Annotated in this window: 13 protein-coding genes and 3 tRNA genes; 4 read left to right on the top strand and 12 right to left on the bottom strand. The window is 38.9% G+C overall.

Annotated elements, in window-relative coordinates; translation table 11 throughout:
* Positions 1–55: 55 nt before the first annotated feature.
* The 7 genes from BCU94_RS14545 to BCU94_RS14515 all read right to left on the bottom strand — a co-directional run bounded on the left by BCU94_RS14545 (position 56) and on the right by BCU94_RS14515 (position 5,718).
* On the bottom strand, positions 56–691 hold the full coding sequence (locus BCU94_RS14545) for a DUF2987 domain-containing protein (RefSeq protein ID WP_198590890.1): 636 nt from the start codon (positions 689–691) through the stop codon (positions 56–58).
* A 3-nt stretch (positions 692–694) separates the two neighbouring features.
* Positions 695–1,501, bottom strand: a complete 807-nt coding sequence (locus tag BCU94_RS14540; RefSeq protein WP_102435401.1) for a glucosaminidase domain-containing protein — start codon at positions 1,499–1,501, stop codon at positions 695–697.
* 203 nt (positions 1,502–1,704) lie between these two features.
* Positions 1,705–2,898: an amino acid aminotransferase gene (locus BCU94_RS14535; RefSeq protein WP_102435403.1), complete on the bottom strand. Its 1,194-nt coding sequence runs from the start codon at positions 2,896–2,898 to the stop codon at positions 1,705–1,707.
* Between the two features lie 770 nt (positions 2,899–3,668).
* Positions 3,669–3,754, bottom strand: a tRNA-Leu gene (locus BCU94_RS14530).
* 43 nt (positions 3,755–3,797) lie between these two features.
* Positions 3,798–3,871, bottom strand: a tRNA-Cys gene (locus BCU94_RS14525).
* Positions 3,872–3,889: 18 nt separating this feature from the next.
* Positions 3,890–3,965: transfer RNA gene (locus tag BCU94_RS14520), tRNA-Gly, on the bottom strand.
* A gap of 316 nt (positions 3,966–4,281) precedes the next feature.
* A complete protein-coding gene (locus tag BCU94_RS14515; RefSeq protein ID WP_076540871.1) occupies positions 4,282–5,718 on the bottom strand; it encodes a glyceraldehyde-3-phosphate dehydrogenase in 1,437 nt (478 codons plus the stop codon).
* A 200-nt stretch (positions 5,719–5,918) separates the two neighbouring features.
* Here BCU94_RS14515 and BCU94_RS14510 point away from each other — a divergent pair, with 200 nt between their 5' ends.
* Both BCU94_RS14510 and gap read left to right on the top strand, forming a co-directional pair.
* Complete coding sequence (locus tag BCU94_RS14510; protein ID WP_102476781.1) at positions 5,919–6,749, top strand: DUF2989 domain-containing protein; 831 nt, start codon at positions 5,919–5,921, stop codon at positions 6,747–6,749.
* 235 nt (positions 6,750–6,984) lie between these two features.
* Positions 6,985–7,995, top strand: a complete 1,011-nt coding sequence (gene gap / locus BCU94_RS14505) for a type I glyceraldehyde-3-phosphate dehydrogenase (protein ID WP_102435407.1) — start codon at positions 6,985–6,987, stop codon at positions 7,993–7,995.
* Positions 7,996–8,099: 104 nt separating this feature from the next.
* On the opposite strand, the gene nadA is transcribed toward gap, so the two are convergent.
* From nadA to astE, 5 genes are all read right to left on the bottom strand, one after another.
* The gene (gene nadA / locus BCU94_RS14500; protein ID WP_102476780.1) at positions 8,100–9,167 is read right to left on the bottom strand and encodes a quinolinate synthase NadA; all 1,068 of its coding nucleotides are present in this window, start codon (positions 9,165–9,167) and stop codon (positions 8,100–8,102) included.
* A 114-nt stretch (positions 9,168–9,281) separates the two neighbouring features.
* The gene (locus BCU94_RS14495) at positions 9,282–10,877 is read right to left on the bottom strand and encodes a dihydrolipoyllysine-residue acetyltransferase (RefSeq protein ID WP_102476779.1); all 1,596 of its coding nucleotides are present in this window, start codon (positions 10,875–10,877) and stop codon (positions 9,282–9,284) included.
* 9 nt (positions 10,878–10,886) lie between these two features.
* Complete coding sequence (locus BCU94_RS14490; protein WP_102435413.1) at positions 10,887–11,864, bottom strand: transketolase C-terminal domain-containing protein; 978 nt, start codon at positions 11,862–11,864, stop codon at positions 10,887–10,889.
* A gap of 2 nt (positions 11,865–11,866) precedes the next feature.
* A complete protein-coding gene (locus tag BCU94_RS14485; RefSeq protein ID WP_102476778.1) occupies positions 11,867–13,045 on the bottom strand; it encodes a thiamine pyrophosphate-dependent dehydrogenase E1 component subunit alpha in 1,179 nt (392 codons plus the stop codon).
* A 149-nt stretch (positions 13,046–13,194) separates the two neighbouring features.
* A complete protein-coding gene (gene astE, locus BCU94_RS14480) occupies positions 13,195–14,226 on the bottom strand; it encodes a succinylglutamate desuccinylase (RefSeq protein ID WP_102476866.1) in 1,032 nt (343 codons plus the stop codon).
* A 173-nt stretch (positions 14,227–14,399) separates the two neighbouring features.
* On the opposite strand from astE, the gene msrA reads away from it, so the two are divergent.
* Together msrA and trxB are read left to right on the top strand one after the other, a co-directional pair.
* On the top strand, positions 14,400–14,879 hold the full coding sequence (msrA, locus tag BCU94_RS14475; protein ID WP_102435417.1) for a peptide-methionine (S)-S-oxide reductase MsrA: 480 nt from the start codon (positions 14,400–14,402) through the stop codon (positions 14,877–14,879).
* 156 nt (positions 14,880–15,035) lie between these two features.
* Positions 15,036–15,989, top strand: a complete 954-nt coding sequence (gene trxB / locus BCU94_RS14470; protein WP_102435419.1) for a thioredoxin-disulfide reductase — start codon at positions 15,036–15,038, stop codon at positions 15,987–15,989.
* The last annotated feature ends 155 nt before the right edge of the window (positions 15,990–16,144 follow it).

Below are 16,144 nucleotides of genomic sequence, written 5' to 3'. Positions count from 1 at the left end.
CTGTAGATATACAAAAGCCCTCTATTGAGGGCTTTTTCAATCTATCTAAAAAGTTTTACTCGACAAACGGGCTAATGACTGCAGGAGTAACAGAAAAAGAAATCTCATTTAATTCATTGAGTGTAAAGTTAGCCAATTGTAGCGGCTCACTAATAAGCTGCTGTTTATTATCAATGCTAACAGTTACCGGATAGTCAGTATCGTTAAAACTGAATGTAACACCAGATATTGGCTTTCTAAAATACTTCATTGGAAAACCTTGCTGGCCATCCAATAACGCATCCATATCATCTTTTACCGCAAGGATTTGCTGCTGATTATATGATTTAAGCTGTTGCTTCGCCCTCACCTGCATTGCTATGCCACATCCTGTGGGATCACCCTTCATGGTTAAGTTAATTAAACCGCGATCAGATTTTAACTGAGCATCATAAGGTAAAAAAAGCCGCTGCTGCTCATTAAAAGTTAATGGATATTGGTTTTTCTCAGTACTGATATCCCCGCTTAAAATAGTGCAAGCTTGAGTTTTAGGCACACTAAACACAATTTCAACTAACTGATAGTTGCCTTTGTTGACCTGCTTTAATCTTTCGTAAAAACCGGCATAAGGAATAGATACCGTATCGGCAATTGAAAAAAAGCTTACCGAGAAAGCCACTGTAGCCATTGCTAATCTTGTTGTTATTTTCATTAACTATAATCCAGCTAAATAATTTTTATTATGACGCATCATTTGAAGTAATTCGTCGATATATTCATGTTTACGTTCTGAGTAATGTAACAGGCCAAAGACCAATTCTTCTGCAGTGGGCTCAATATCTTGGGCTCTTAGATCCGCCCTGATTGAACGTAATAAATGGTAAGCCGAATTAGTATTCAAATTAAGCAGGTATGCAGCTATTGAGTCCTCTGGGGTATCAAACGATGCAACTTCATGATTAAGCCCTGGGGTTCTTGATTGCGGCACTAAACCACAGCCTTTAGAAAAGCACCATTGCCCAAAATAATTATTACCTTCTGTAGCGAAGCGAGAGCTGCCCCAACCAGTTTCATTGGCGGCTTGAATTAGTACCATTTTAACTGGCAAGGTATCGACGCGTTCAAGTAACGGTGTCAGAGTGATTAAATCAAACTTTTTTACTTGATATCGATATTTTTGAGTTAGCTTTTGCAATTTAAAAATATCAGCATCAGTAAGCGGTTGCCCATTACGAAGGTTATTGAGAATAACAATTAAAAATTTTCTTTCTGCACTAATAATTGCATTTTGATGTTTGACTGCAGGCGTCATGTAATCAAAAAACGTTTGTTTCTTAGTTGGGATATCTGAAATGCTCGAAAAATCTGGCACTTGATTTGAAAGCTGTGGGTTTTCTTTTATATCAGGAGTGGTTATCAAGATTTGTTCAATCGTTGGTACTAGCCAAGCTCTGATAAAAAACATAACAATGATGACCCCCGCTAAAGCAAGGGTAAACTTTCCAATTCTACCTGTTTTCAATTAAAAGCCTTTATGTAATTTTTTTAGTGATTATACCGAGATTTGCACGTAATAGAAGGTATGACTTAAAGCGATTAATCGCTATTTTAACAGACTGAAATATTTCAATAATAGAGATTAAAAATGGACTACCTTAAGCGCTTTTATATCAAGTTTAGATAACTGATTAAGTAAAAATAATGGGCCTTTAAGGCCCATTATCGTTAAAGCACCTGTGCAATCGCTTTACAAATCACAGGGATATTTTGTTTTGTCATTCCTGCAACGCTAATACGACCTGAGCCTACAATATAAACACCAAACTCTTCTTTTAAACGAGTTACTTGTTGCTTATTTAAACCAGAAAAACTAAACATACCGTTTTGACGTGATATAAAGCTAAAGTCTTGTGATACGCCTTCTTGCTTTAAGGTATCTACAAATAAGGTTCTCATTTCTGCGATACGTTGACGCATAGCACTAAGCTCTGATTCCCATTCTTTACGTAAGCCATCATCAGATAAAATGGTACTCACAATTAAGCCACCATGAGCTGGAGGGTTTGAGTAACTCGCACGGATAGTCTTTTTGATTTGGCTAAAACTTTTTTGTGCTACAACTTCTGTTTCAGCAACAACGGTTACTGCACCGATACGCTCATTATAAAGACCGAAGTTTTTTGAGAATGAGTTAGCGACTAATAATTCAGGCACTTTGGCAGCTACAGCACGTAACCCTTGTGCATCTTCTTCAATGCCGGCGCCGAAGCCTTGATAAGCAAAATCAAATAAAGGAACCAATTGCTTGTCGCTACATAGTTGACCGATGATTTGCCACTGCTCAATAGTCAAATCAATGCCTGTAGGGTTATGACAGCAGCCATGTAAAAGCACCATGTCACCAGCTTGCGCAGTATTTAGATCGGTGACCATAGCATCGAAATCCATGTCATGTGTTTCAGCTTTGTAATAACCGTATTCTTTTATCTCTAAACCAGCAGTTTGAAAAATATTTTGATGGTTTGCCCATGTCGGGTTACTCACCCATAAGATATTTGAGTCAGTGTTGTTTACTAAAAACTCAGCTGCAACTCGTAAAGAACCTGTTCCGCCAGGTGCTTGGGCGGTAAATGCTCTTTTGTCACGAATGATGGCACTGTCTTTACCAAATAATAAGCTTTGAACCACTTGGTTATAACGCTCCACACCTTCAATTCCAAGATAGTTCTTTGTTTTCTCAGTCTCTAATAAAATGGCTTCAGCTTTTTTTACCGATGTCAGTACAGGAGTTTGACCTGCTTCGTCTTTGTAGATCCCAACACCTAAGTTAACTTTGTCTGTACGAGTATCTTTTTTAAAGGCATCGGTTAAACCTAAGATAGGATCTGCTGGCGCTTGAGGGATTTGAGAAAATATCATTACATCTTTCCTACTATTGAAGTGAACAACTTTTTTTCTATTTATACCATTGTATGACTTTAGGAAGTAGTCACAAAAGACATTCTGGTAATAATTAGATCACAGTTTGAAGATTCATTAAAAATATTCCCATAAAACCAAATATTCTTGATAAAAAGAACTCTAACTTAGTTCATGGTTCAGTATTGTGTGTTTTTTATTTCAGATAGTCTTAATTGAGTACATCGAATAAAGAAAGACCAGCTAAAGTTTAACTGATGCTGTCTATTTAAAAACGACGAGGGATTATGAGTAATAAGTTTTATTTAAACAAATTTCAGATACAAAAAAGCCCCAACTAATGTTGAGGCTTTTTTGCACCATACTTACGTATGTAAGTTCTCATCATTGCTAAGAAAAGACTAAGAATAATGGTACCCGAGGCCAGACTTGAACTGGCACGCCCTATTTAAAAACGACGAGGGATTTTTAGTAATATGTTTTATTAAAATAAATTTTGGATACAAAAAAGCCCCAACTAATATTGAGGCTTTTTTGCACCATACTTACGTATGTAAGTTCTCATCATTACTAAGCAAAGACTAAGAATAATGGTACCCGAGGCCAGACTTGAACTGGCACGCCTATTTAAAAACGACGAGGGATTATGAGTAATAAGTTTTATTTAAACAAATTTCAGATACAAAAAAGCCCCAACTAATGTTGAGGCTTTTTTGCACCATACTTACGTATGTAAGTTCTCATCATTGCTAAGCAAAGACTAAGAATAATGGTACCCGAGGCCAGACTTGAACTGGCACGCCTATTAAGCGAGGGATTTTAAATCCCTTGTGTCTACCGATTCCACCACTCGGGCAAAAGTGTCATTTAACTGTTAATTTAACAACTAAACAAAATTGTGGAGGCGCGACCCGGAGTCGAACCGAGGTCGACGGATTTGCAATCCGCAGCATAGCCATTCTGCCATCGCGCCGTAATTCATTTAATGAATTGGAGCGACATATCGGGTTCGAACCGATGACCTATACCTTGGCAAGGTATCGCTCTACCAACTGAGCTAATGTCGCTTTACCGAATCAATAACAAGGTGTTGTCGTTGACTTCGGAATGCATTTTTACTGTTTTAAGCAATTCTGTCAATGAAGTTTTATAGTTTTTTCGTTGTTTTTAGTGCGTTTGTCGCATAAATAAACGCATCGAATAAATATTAACTGAACTTGGTTAAAAGCTATTCAGTATGAAAAATCTTAATTTGAAAAGACTGGGCTATTTCAGCTGAGAATATTCAAAAACTGCAATGTGATAATGGTTTGCTAATAAAAAAGCACTTCAAAGAAGTGCTTTTAATAGGTGAATTGCGCTTAGGCATTAATTAGGTTCTGTTTATGCGCTCGGTAAAGACAAAGTCGTAATACCCAGCATTTTTTGCATAACGCCCACTACCTGACAGCTATAACCAAATTCATTGTCATACCAAACATACAAAATTGCACGTTTACCTTCTGCAATTGTTGCTTGAGAGTCAACAACGCCTGCATAACGCGAGCCCACTAAATCACTAGAAACAATCTCAGTAGATTCAGTAAAATCAATTTGATTACGCAGCTCTGAAGTTAATGCCACATCTTTGAGGTATTCATTTAATTCGTCACGGTTTGTTTCACCGTTTAAATTAACACTAATGATAGCCATTGACACATTAGGTGTAGGTACACGTATCGCATTGCCTGTAAGCTTACCTTCTAGCACAGGTAACGCTTTAGATACGGCTTTAGCAGCACCAGTTTCAGTAATAACCATGTTTAATGGCGCACTACGGCCACGGCGATCAGCACTGTGATAGTTATCAATCAAGTTTTGATCGTTCGTATAAGAGTGAATAGTTTCTACATGGCCATTTTCAATACCGTACTTATCATTAACCGCTTTTAGAACCGGTGTAATAGCATTAGTAGTACAACTAGCAGCAGAAACAATGATGTCTTCTGGTAAAATGTCATTTTCATTGACACCATAAACAACATTTTTAATGGCGCCTTTAGCTGGTGCCGTTAACAGAACCTTACTGGCACCTTTACTCTTAAGGTGCAAACCAAGGCCAGCTTCATCTTTCCAAATACCGGTATTATCAACAACCAATGCATCATTTATACCGTATTGGGTATAATCGACTTCATCAGGTGAATTAGCATAGATTATTTGAATGTAAGTACCATTGGCGATTAATGCGTTGTTCTCTTCATCAACTTCAACTGAGCCATTGAAAGAACCATGCACCGAATCACGACGTAATAAGCTGGCGCGTTTTTCCAAATCGCCTTTCTTGCCACCACGAAGTACAATAGCACGAAGACATAATTTGTTGCTTTGGCCGGTTTTTTCGATCATCAGGCGTGCTAATAACCGCCCTATTCGACCAAAACCGTATAGCACGACATCTTTAGCGGCAACATCATCACCAAAATTTATGCCCGCTTCTAAAGCGTGAGTCATATAAGATTGAATTTGTGATGCATCAGAGTGTTCACGCCAGTAATTAATGGCAAGCTTGCCAATATCGACTTTACAATGCTTAACTGACAACTTACTTAACGCTTCTACAAATGGGAAACTTTCGCGTAAACGTAACTTATCGCCAATGTGACGACGAACTAAGCGATGCGCTTTAATAATTTCTATTGTTGATGCGTTTAAAAGTGGTTTACCAAAAATTAAGACTTCAACGCCTTGATTACGGTATAATTTCCCAAGTAAAGGCTGCATAGCCTCAGCCATTTCGAAACGTTCTTGCCAACTTTGTAGGTGTTTATCAGCGCTCATTAAAAAGATCCTTTATCTCATATTTCGGCTTTGTCGCAGAAAGAATTGAGTAACAGAAAGAAAAGACCAATAATCAGATTATTGTAGGGTTATCCCTTATTAGTCGCCGTCATTGTAATGAAATTTGACGCATTTCACCAGTAAGAAATTTTTACTAAACCTGTAATTTTATTAGAAAAAATCACCATACGGAGCCAGTTTTGAACAAAAGTTTAGTAATAATTACATCATTTTCTTTATTCGCTGCATTATTCGGCCTTTTCGGTTGTGATGTTGGTCGAAATAGTGCCGCCATATGTAAAAAAAATCCTGAACTTTGTGCCGATTTACACCAAGATAGTTGGTGTTTAGTAGAAAAAGGCGACTTAATTCGCAGTCGTTACCAATTAAAGCAGATAGAAACCCCTTCAGGAAAGTTACTCTATGAGCAACTCATCAAGCTTGAGTCTTATAGTAAATGTATCGAACTTGCTGCCGGGGTTAAACATGTTATTAATACTCACCGTACTGAAGATCGAGAACGTGCTTATGCTATTAGTACCCAAAACTTAGCCCAACTAAGAGAATCTACTCAAGATAACCCAGATCTTTATTTGGCTTACTACCGCTGGACCACTTTTAATGATGGTGATTCACGAGATGCTGTCATCGCCGCAGAACAATCTGGTGAAGTTAATGAAGTTTTCATGTTGTCCCACATTGCCAGTTATTATTTAAAAATAAATACCAGCCAATCAAAAGCACTGTATTTATCACTTTTAGCTAACTCAAACGCAGAAACTTTGGATCCAGACTGGCTTTTAGGTTTAGCGAGCATTTATCGACGTGAACAAAATTCACAAAATGAATACTTGTTTACCAAAGTCAATTTGTTGATGAGTGATTATGTGGCTTCTGAGCAGAGGCTTTTAGCCTTAATTGGCAATAATAAAACCTTGGCAGCCCAATTAGACCTCGATGCGCAAATGTTAGTTAATCAACTTTCCTTAGGTCAATTCGATATCAGCCAATTTAAAACGCGAATTGATTAAAAAACTAGCGCGTTATTAACTACAATGAACACATTATATTTTTCACTTATTTGTTGACGACTTACAAAAAAACACAAAAAGTGTGTGATATATTGAATTCTGTAAATAAAATACAGACATTTGACGCTTAAATTGCCATTTTTCGGCTTTTTTACTTGACGAAAATCGTTAATTTGGTAATTTTACTACCACATGATTTACGAAACAGATTTTATAATCACTTGAGGGATATGCAATGACTATCCGTGTAGCAATTAACGGCTATGGCCGTATCGGTAGAAATGTTTTACGTGCGCTTTATGAAAGCGAAAAGGATTACCCAATTGAAATCGTTGCACTCAACGATTTAGGTGATGCTTCAATTAATGCTCACCTTACCAAGTATGATTCAGTTCATGGTCGTTTTAATGCTAAAGTTGATCATGATGATGAAGCCATCTACGTTAATGGCGATAAAATCCTAACTTTCCAAGAACGTGACCCTTCTAAATTACCTTGGGCAGAGTTGAATGTTGATGTTGTGTATGAATGTACTGGTATTTTCACTTCTAAAGAAGCGGTACAGCCACATTTAACAGCGGGCGCGAAGAAAGTTATTATTTCAGCACCAGGTAAAAATGTTGACGCTACAGTTGTTTATGGCGTAAACAATGACGTACTAACTGCTGACATGACTGTGATTTCAAATGCTTCATGTACAACCAACTGTTTAGCGCCTTTTGCGAAACCGTTGAATGACTCTGTTGGTATTGAATCAGGTTTAATGACTACTATTCATGCTTACACCAATGATCAACGCTTATCAGATGTTTACCACACTGATTTACGTCGTGCTCGTGCAGCAGCAATGTCTATGATCCCAACTCAAACTGGGGCAGCTGCTGCTGTAGGTTTAGTGGTTCCTGAGCTTCAAGGTAAGTTTGACGGTTTAGCTGTACGTGTACCGACAGTCAACGTATCTCTTGTAGATCTCACTTTCCAAGCGTCTCGTGACACCACAGTTGAAGAAATTAACCAGATAGTGGCAGATGCAGCAAAAACTTCACCATTGAATGAAGCGCTTGCTATTAATGTTGAACCTTTAGTCTCTATCGACTTCAACCATAATGCATTTTCTTCTAACTTTGACGCGACTCAAACACGTGTTAATGGTCGACTTGTCAAAGTAATGGCTTGGTATGATAACGAATGGGGTTTCAGTAACCGCATGTTAGATAATACTGTTGCATTAATGACAGCTAAATAATTCATAGCAGTCATTTGACTAATATGAAAAAGCCCTGCAATTGCAGGGCTTTTTATTGTCTGTCATTTAGCTTAGTAATACTAAGCTAAATCTTACAAACTTAATTAGGCGTTGCCTTTTACTTTCATATTAAGGGTTTGAGCAAAATTTAGCATTCTACTAAGTGGCACTAACGCATCATCACGTAAAGCGTCATCAACAAACACTTCATGGGTTGTTTTATCGACACTACTGAGCGATGCTTCAATCGCTTGAAGACCATTCATAGCCATCCAAGGACAATGGGCACAGCTTTTACAAGTGGCGCCATTACCGCCTGTTGGCGCTTCAATAAGTGTCTTACCCGGTGCAGCTTGTTGCATTTTATAAAAAATGCCGCGATCGGTTGCTACAATGAATTGCTGATTGTCCATAGTTTGTGCAGCTTTAATTAACTGACTAGTTGAACCTACAGCATCAGCTAACGCTACCACATTTGCTGGTGATTCTGGGTGAACTAGCACAGCAGCATCTGGATATTGTATTTTTAATTCACGTAAGGCTTTTGCTTTAAATTCGTCATGAACAATACAATCACCTTGCCACATCAGCATATCGGCGCCAGTTTCTTTAGCGATATAACTGCCTAAATGTCTATCTGGGCCCCAGATGATTTTCTTACCTTCACTATCTAAGTGTTCAACGATTTCAAGGGCGATACTTGATGTAACAACCCAATCTGCACGCGCTTTAACAGCGGCAGAGGTGTTAGCGTAGACCACAACGGTATGATCTGGATGAGCATCGCAAAATGCCGAAAACTGCTCAATAGGACAACCAATATCAAGTGAACAGGTGGCATCTAAAGTAGGCATTAGAATGGTTTTTTCAGGGCTAAGAATTTTAGCCGTTTCGCCCATAAATTTAACGCCAGCAACAATTAACGTTTTAGCAGGATGATCACGACCAAAGCGTGCCATTTCTAAAGAATCAGATACGCATCCACCTGTCTCTTCTGCTAAGGCTTGAATTTCAGGATCAGTATAGTAATGTGCAACAAGAACCGCATTTTGTTCTTTTAAAAGCTGTTTAATTTTTTGTTTATAATCAGCCTTTTCGGCTTCATTTAATACAGCGGGTTTTGCGGGAAAAGGATATTCGATTGAAGCGATATTCGGTGCCGAAGTGATCATTTTGATTCCGAGAAGTTACAACGTTTGAGTATTATACAAAATCGGCCCATAAAATTAAAGGACGCTTTCGCGTCCTTTCGTGTAACTGGGTAACCTATTTTGAAGGTGAAGTAATTAGCGCATGGCTAATAACATCTCTTGAGGTTGTTCCAGATAGAGCTTCCATAAATTACAAAAACGGGCAATGGTGCCACCATCAATTACGCGATGATCGCCAGACCAACTAACTTGCATTATTTTACGCGCTTCAACTTCACCGTTTTCATTAAAGCGCGGTAGAGTTTGCAGTTTACCTAACGCTACAATGGCTACTTCAGGTTTATTGATGATTGGCGTTGCCACTGTGCCACCGAGTGCACCAATATTAGAAATAGAAATCGTGCCACCTTTAAGATCTGCAGGTGAAACGCGGCCACTACGAGCAGCAGTGGTTAAACGAGTAATTTCAGCAGCAACTTCTAGAATAGATTTGTTTTGCACGTCTTTTACATTAGGTACTAACAAACCAACTTTTGAATCAACAGCCATACCTATGTTATGAGAAGCTTTATACGTCAGCTCAGTACACTCGGAATTGACCTGGCTATTCAGCACAGGGAATTCATTGATGGCTAACGACATTGCTTTCATGAAAAATGGCATCATTGTTAGCTTAACTTCATCAGTAGAGTAGCGTTGCTTCATTTCGGCGCGCAAGGCAACTAGATCTGTTAAGTCAAACTCTTCACAATAGGTAAAATGCGGAATGGTCGAAACAGACTCCACCATCATTTTCGCCATAACCGCTTTAACACCTTTGATAGGTTCGACTTTATCAGTAGCGCTTGACACGGTCGTCGCTGGCGTAACTGCTGGGGCTTGGTTATTGACCACAGGAGTAGAAACTGTCGTAGATTTAGGCGTCGCTGCAGTTAAGTGGCTTTCAATATCTTCTTTATAGACACGGCCACTTTTGCCTGTTCCTTTCACATCAGCAATATTGATATCTAAGCTGCGGGCTAAACGTCGCACTGCAGGACTGGCTAATGCTTTGCCTTGTATAACAGGCTCAGGTGAAACATCTAAAGCCACTTGGGTTGCTGGAGCATCATCTACAAGGGTATTTGCTACTGAGGTAGATTCAACTTCGATGGCAAATAAAGGTTCATGTACTTTTGCAAGCTGGCCTTTTCGATAATGAAGTTTAACAATAGTGCCATTTTTTATTGCTGGAATTTGAACCAAAGCTTTGTCTGTCATCACATCAGCAATAGGTTGATCTTCAACCACGCTATCGCCTTCTTCGACTAACCACTCAACCAGTTCACACTCTACAATACCTTCACCAATATCTGGCAATAAAAACTCTTCAATCGCTTTACCTGTAACAGGGGCTTGTGGCGTATTTTGAATCGAGGCATTGCTAGGTGTATGGCTTGAATCATTTTTTACTTCCGCCGCTGTCGAAATGACAAAAGGTTCGGCAGCAGTTGCATCCATATCTACGGCATAAAGTGGTGCATGTACTTTAGCAATATCGCCTTTGGCATAATACAGCTTAGTAATTACGCCACCATGTGGTGCAGGAATTTGCACTAAAGCTTTATCGGTCATGACATCAGCGATGGGTTGATCTTCAACGACTAAGTCGCCTTCTTTAACCATCCAATCGACAAGCTCACATTCAACAACACCTTCACCAATATCCGGCAAAATAAAATCTTTAATCATATCTTGCTCCTAGAAATTAACTGATGCTTTAATGGCTTCGAATGTTTTAAGCTCATCTGGCATGTATTCTTTTTCAAGAATAAGCGGGTATGGTGTATCTAAACCACATACTCGGCTAATGGGTGATTCAAGGCTTAAGAAACATTCCTGCTGAATTGTTGCTGCAATTTCACCAGCAAAGCCACCTGTTAACGGCGCTTCATGGTTTATTAATAACCGACCCGTTTTCTTAACTGAAGCAGCAACGGTTTCTATGTCCCATGGTGCCAGAGTGCGCAAATCGATAATTTCAGATGAAATACCCTCTTTTTCAGCCATAAGCGCTGCTTTTTCAAGGATCTCCATTTGCGCGCCCCAACCTAGTAATGTGATATCAGTTCCTGATTTAACCACTTCTGCTTTACCTAGTTCGATTTCATAATCGCCAGCGGGCACTTCGCCAACTGAAGCACGATAAAGACGCTTAGGCTCAAAGAAAATAATTGGATTAGGGTCACGTATAGAAGCAAGTAACAGCCCTTTTGCTTGCTCTGGGTTACGTGGAATGACAACTTTTAAACCAGGCGTTTGGGTAAAGTACGCTTCTGGAGATTGCGAGTGATAATGGCCGCCTGCAATACCGCCACCATAAGGGGTTCTAAAAGTCAGTCCGCCAACATCAAATTGATTACCACTGCGATATCTGAATTTTGCTGATTCATTAACGATTTGGTCAAATGCAGGGAAGATATAATCAGCGAATTGGATCTCTGCCACAGCAGTCATGCCATTTGAGGCTAAGCCATTAGCAAAGCCAGCAATACCCTGCTCGGTTAACGGTGTATTGAAACAACGATCACGGCCGAATTTTTCTTGTAGTCCAGATGTCGCTCGAAAAACACCACCAAAGTGTCCAACATCTTCACCAAATACCACCATTCTTTCATCCGCGGTCATCGCAATTGATAACGCATCATTAATGGCGTGTAACATGTTCATTTCAGCCACGATTAAATTCTCCCTGCACTTTTAGGATACGACTTAGGATATTTTTTAATATGTTGTTTTAAATCAGCTAATTGTTTCTCTAAAGCAGGTGTTGGTTTATCTAATACATCTGTGATTAACAAGTCGATATGCGGTAAAGCCACTTTTTCTGCCACTTTAACGGCATTAAGTACTTCTTCTCGGTATTGTTCATAAGCTGCAGCATCATCTTTTTCGTTTAACCAATCTTTATTGATCATCCAAAGTTTAAAGCGCTTAACAGGATCATGTTGCTCCCACTTAGCTTCTTCTTCTTTTGAACGATAACCCGATGGGTCATCTGAAGATGAATGTGCACCTAAACGGTACGTCATCGCTTCGATGAGTACTGGCGCATTATGTTCTAACGCATGAGCTCGAGCTTGTTGAGTTGCTGCGAGTACCGCAAGCATATCGTTACCATCAACACGAATAGTGTGCATACCATAACCAACACCACGACTGGCAATGCCATTACCTGCAAATTGCTCTTCAGTTGGCGTTGAAATCGCGTAACCATTGTTACGACAGAAAAAGATCGTTGGTGACTTTAAAACTGCAGCCATATTTAGGCCTGCGTGAAAGTCACCTTCTGATGCTGCACCTTCGCCAAAATAACAAATAGCAACGTTACGTTTGCCTTGTAATTTAAAAGCATGTGCAACACCGGTAGCTTGTGGTATTTGAGTCGCTAGTGGTGATGAAATTGTCTGGTAATTTAATTCTTTACTACCGTAATGAATTGGCATCTGTCTGCCTTTACCTAAATCTTTTTCATTACTGAACATTTGATTCATAAATTGTTCAGTGGTAAAACCACGATATCTAAGTGATGCATGCTCTCGGTATTGCGCCAATATGACATCATCGTCATCAAGTGCAGCAGTACTGCCAATGATAGAGGCTTCTTCGCCAGTACAAGTCATATAAAAACTAATACGACCTTGCCTTTGAGCACTTAACATACGTTCATCTAATACTCGGGTAAAAACACAAGTATCATGTATACGTTCAGCCAAGGCTTTATCAATAACGGGCATGACGGCATTTTCGTAAGTTGTGCCATCAGCTTGTAGAATTTTTAAAATAGGAATGTGCAATGAAGCTTTGTCTAAGAAGCTGACACGATGCACTGTTTCATTAGTCAGTGTTGCGTTGCTCATATTGTGCTCTTGTTATTTGTAGCCTTAAAAATAAAGCGTAATTTATTATATGCGAACGAACATTACGTTAACGTAAACTTACTATCAACTAATGTTCATTCCACTTAGTGAATATCCTGTCATATATAATGTATATTTAGCTTTACAACTTATTGAATGTCTTCATTAGGTGCTGGCACTAAACATAATACTGTACGTTGGCCCACAGGTACATTTTCATTAGGAAAAACGATAGCTTCGTATGGATAAATGACCTTAATCTCAGTGTCACCTTCCGTTGCTAATACATGATTTTGCTTGAACCCAGAAAAATTTACCGTTGTCTTATCAAAGGTGAATTTGAAATCATCAAACTGCTTGTTAATGGAACGAGACACTTTATATAAGTGAAGTTTGTCTTTATCAAAAGGAGCTAGTTCAACTTGTTGTTGAGTTATCAACTGCAAAAGCATCTTTTTAGTATTGGCAAATTTTAACATATCATTCTCGCCAAAAGGCATCACTTTACCCAGTTCGACTGTAAATGCATCGGCTTTGAATTGTTCTGATGAATAATAGCTAAAAGTAGTGGTAGGTTCATGATGGAATAAAATGGTGTCAACATCACAACCCGCTAAAAACATAATTTGATCAGCACTAAAGCTACGTCCAGGCCTGTAAGGATAAATCGCAAATTTCTCATGTTTAGACGGCTTTATCGCGGTGTGTAAGTCGTAATGTATTCGTTGTGAGCTATTATTTTGAAGATAAAAATTAGCTACATATTCCTCTAATTTTTTTGCTCTAACTCTTTCTTTATTTGATAAACCTAAACCGGAAGAATGTGCCCCACTGAACAAACGATTCATATTCTCTTCTACAAAGCGTGTTTGGCTGAGTATGGAATCTGGATTGCCAATTATAAACAGGACTCTTTGTTTTGTAACGATTGTTTCTTTTAATAAATTATTTATGAGTTCGTTACAGATTTCAATAGGTGCTGTTTCGTTACCATGTATGGCACAAGATAAAACAATGTCTTTAGTCGACCCTTGAGCTGGATTAAAACAAATAATCCCGTTATCTAAAATCGTAACTGTTGTTTTATTTGACAATTCAAAGCGCTGTTCTGGCACCTTGTTATTAATGTTAGTTAACGTAAATGCTAAAAAATCTTTGTCATCCATTAATTGTTGAAACACGCTGACTCCTTGATGCGGCTTTAAATATTGAATGGTTTCAAACGGTAGTCGGATTCTATCACATTTAGGGGAAGCTAACGTTAAGTAACATTTAACAGAGTGTAAATCTTTGCTTGCATTATTTATTAGAATAAATATACTTTTAGCCATCTAGACTTCTTTACGGGTATCGTATGACTATAGCAACTTTTGGTGCAGGCTGTTTTTGGGGCGTTGAATATTTTTTTAAACAAATAAATGGTGTAGTTGCAGCACAATGCGGTTATATGGGGGGAAATGACAAATTTCAGACCTACGAGCAAGTGAAAGCGGGCGTAACGGGCCATGCAGAAGTGGTACAGGTTGAGTTTGACGAACATATCGTTAGCTATGAAGAGTTGTTGACCGTTTTTTGGCAAAACCACAATCCAACCACTCTAAATATGCAAGGTGGTGATATTGGCAGCCAATATCGAAGCACTATTTTTTTCCACAGCCAAGAACAAAAATTATTAGCAGAGCAATCTAAATTGTTGCTAATTCAAAGTGGTAAATGGGGATTACGACAAATTGTAACTGAAATTGTACCGGTTCAAACCTTTCATCCGGCGGAAGAATACCACCAAAACTATCTAGAAAAGAATGGCTTACCAAGTTGTCATATTAGTTATTAGCATGTAAAAGTCTAATGCGATAAGTCCTTGGTGTCTTTTGTGTACGGTATCGATTGCCTCAATCTATATCTTGGAGCAATCGCTACTTTACCCCACCCTGTAAATTCCCTACAATCCATGCAAATTGCTTAAAGCATGTAATGGAGAAATAAAAAAATGAGTCAAGCTCGTCATATTAACCTGTTAATTTTAGGTTCTGGCCCTGCTGGTTATACTGCTGCAGTTTACGCAGCACGTGCAAATTTGAAGCCTGTCATGATCACTGGGATGCAACAAGGTGGTCAACTGACTACGACTACTGAAGTTGAAAACTGGCCAGGCGATGCTAATGGCTTAACCGGTCCAGCATTAATGGCAAGAATGCAAGAACATGCTGAAAAGTTTGATACTGAAATTATCTTTGATCATATTAATGAAGTTGATTTTAGCCAGCGCCCTTACCGATTAAAAGGAGACAATGGTGAGTTTACTTGTGACGCATTAATCATTGCAACTGGTGCATCTGCCAAATATTTAGGCCTTCCATCTGAAGAAGCATTTATGGGCCGTGGTGTATCAGCCTGTGCTACCTGTGATGGTTTCTTTTATCGTAACCAAAAAGTGGCTGTAGTTGGTGGTGGTAACACTGCTGTTGAAGAAGCGCTTTATTTAAGTAATATTGCTTCTGAGGTGCATTTAATCCACCGTCGTGATTCTTTCCGATCAGAAAAGATCCTGATCAACCGTCTGATGGATAAAGTTGCTAATGGCAATATCATCCTACACTTAGATCAAACTCTTGATGAAGTCGTCGGTGACAACATGGGTGTTACCGGTCTTAAAATGAAAAGCACTAAAGATGAGTCAATTTCAGATTTAGAGGTTGCTGGCGTTTTCATTGCGATTGGTCATAGCCCAAACACCGGTATTTTTGACGGTCAACTTGATATGAACTACGGTTACATTACCGTCAACAGTGGCCTTCAAGGTAACGCAACTCAGACAAGTGTTGAAGGCATTTATGCTTGTGGTGACGTAATGGATCAACATTATCGTCAAGCTATTACTTCAGCAGGATCAGGTTGTATGGCTGCGTTAGATGCCGAGCGTTACTTAGACGCACAAAAGTAGAATCGTCACTTTGTAATCTACTAGTTTACACATAGTGAGCTAGTAGCGACAAGCCATCCATTATTGTGATGGCTTTTTTATTGTTGGTATTTTATCGATGTGAATAACACAGGTGAAGGCTGTTGTTTATACAGTTGACCAGTTTTTGTTTAACA

The sequence above is a fragment of the Shewanella sp. 10N.286.52.C2 genome, from assembly GCF_002874545.1.
Taxonomy (GTDB): Bacteria; Pseudomonadota; Gammaproteobacteria; order Enterobacterales; family Shewanellaceae; genus Shewanella.
Note: the sequence above shows the minus strand (reverse complement) of the source record. Positions and strands in the feature narration are given on the sequence as shown.

Excerpts from the sequence above, each read along its gene's own strand:
- BCU94_RS14545 (WP_198590890.1), bottom strand. The coding sequence starts at position 691 with ATGAAAATAACAACAAGATTAGCAATGGCTACAGTGGCTTTCTCGGTA.
- BCU94_RS14535 (WP_102435403.1), bottom strand. The coding sequence starts at position 2,898 with ATGATATTTTCTCAAATCCCTCAAGCGCCAGCAGATCCTATCTTAGGT.
- BCU94_RS14515 (WP_076540871.1), bottom strand. The coding sequence starts at position 5,718 with ATGAGCGCTGATAAACACCTACAAAGTTGGCAAGAACGTTTCGAAATG.
- gap (WP_102435407.1), top strand. The coding sequence starts at position 6,985 with ATGACTATCCGTGTAGCAATTAACGGCTATGGCCGTATCGGTAGAAAT.
- nadA (WP_102476780.1), bottom strand. The coding sequence starts at position 9,167 with ATGATCACTTCGGCACCGAATATCGCTTCAATCGAATATCCTTTTCCC.
- BCU94_RS14495 (WP_102476779.1), bottom strand. The coding sequence starts at position 10,877 with ATGATTAAAGATTTTATTTTGCCGGATATTGGTGAAGGTGTTGTTGAA.
- BCU94_RS14485 (WP_102476778.1), bottom strand. The coding sequence starts at position 13,045 with ATGAGCAACGCAACACTGACTAATGAAACAGTGCATCGTGTCAGCTTC.
- msrA (WP_102435417.1), top strand. The coding sequence starts at position 14,400 with ATGACTATAGCAACTTTTGGTGCAGGCTGTTTTTGGGGCGTTGAATAT.
- trxB (WP_102435419.1), top strand. The coding sequence starts at position 15,036 with ATGAGTCAAGCTCGTCATATTAACCTGTTAATTTTAGGTTCTGGCCCT.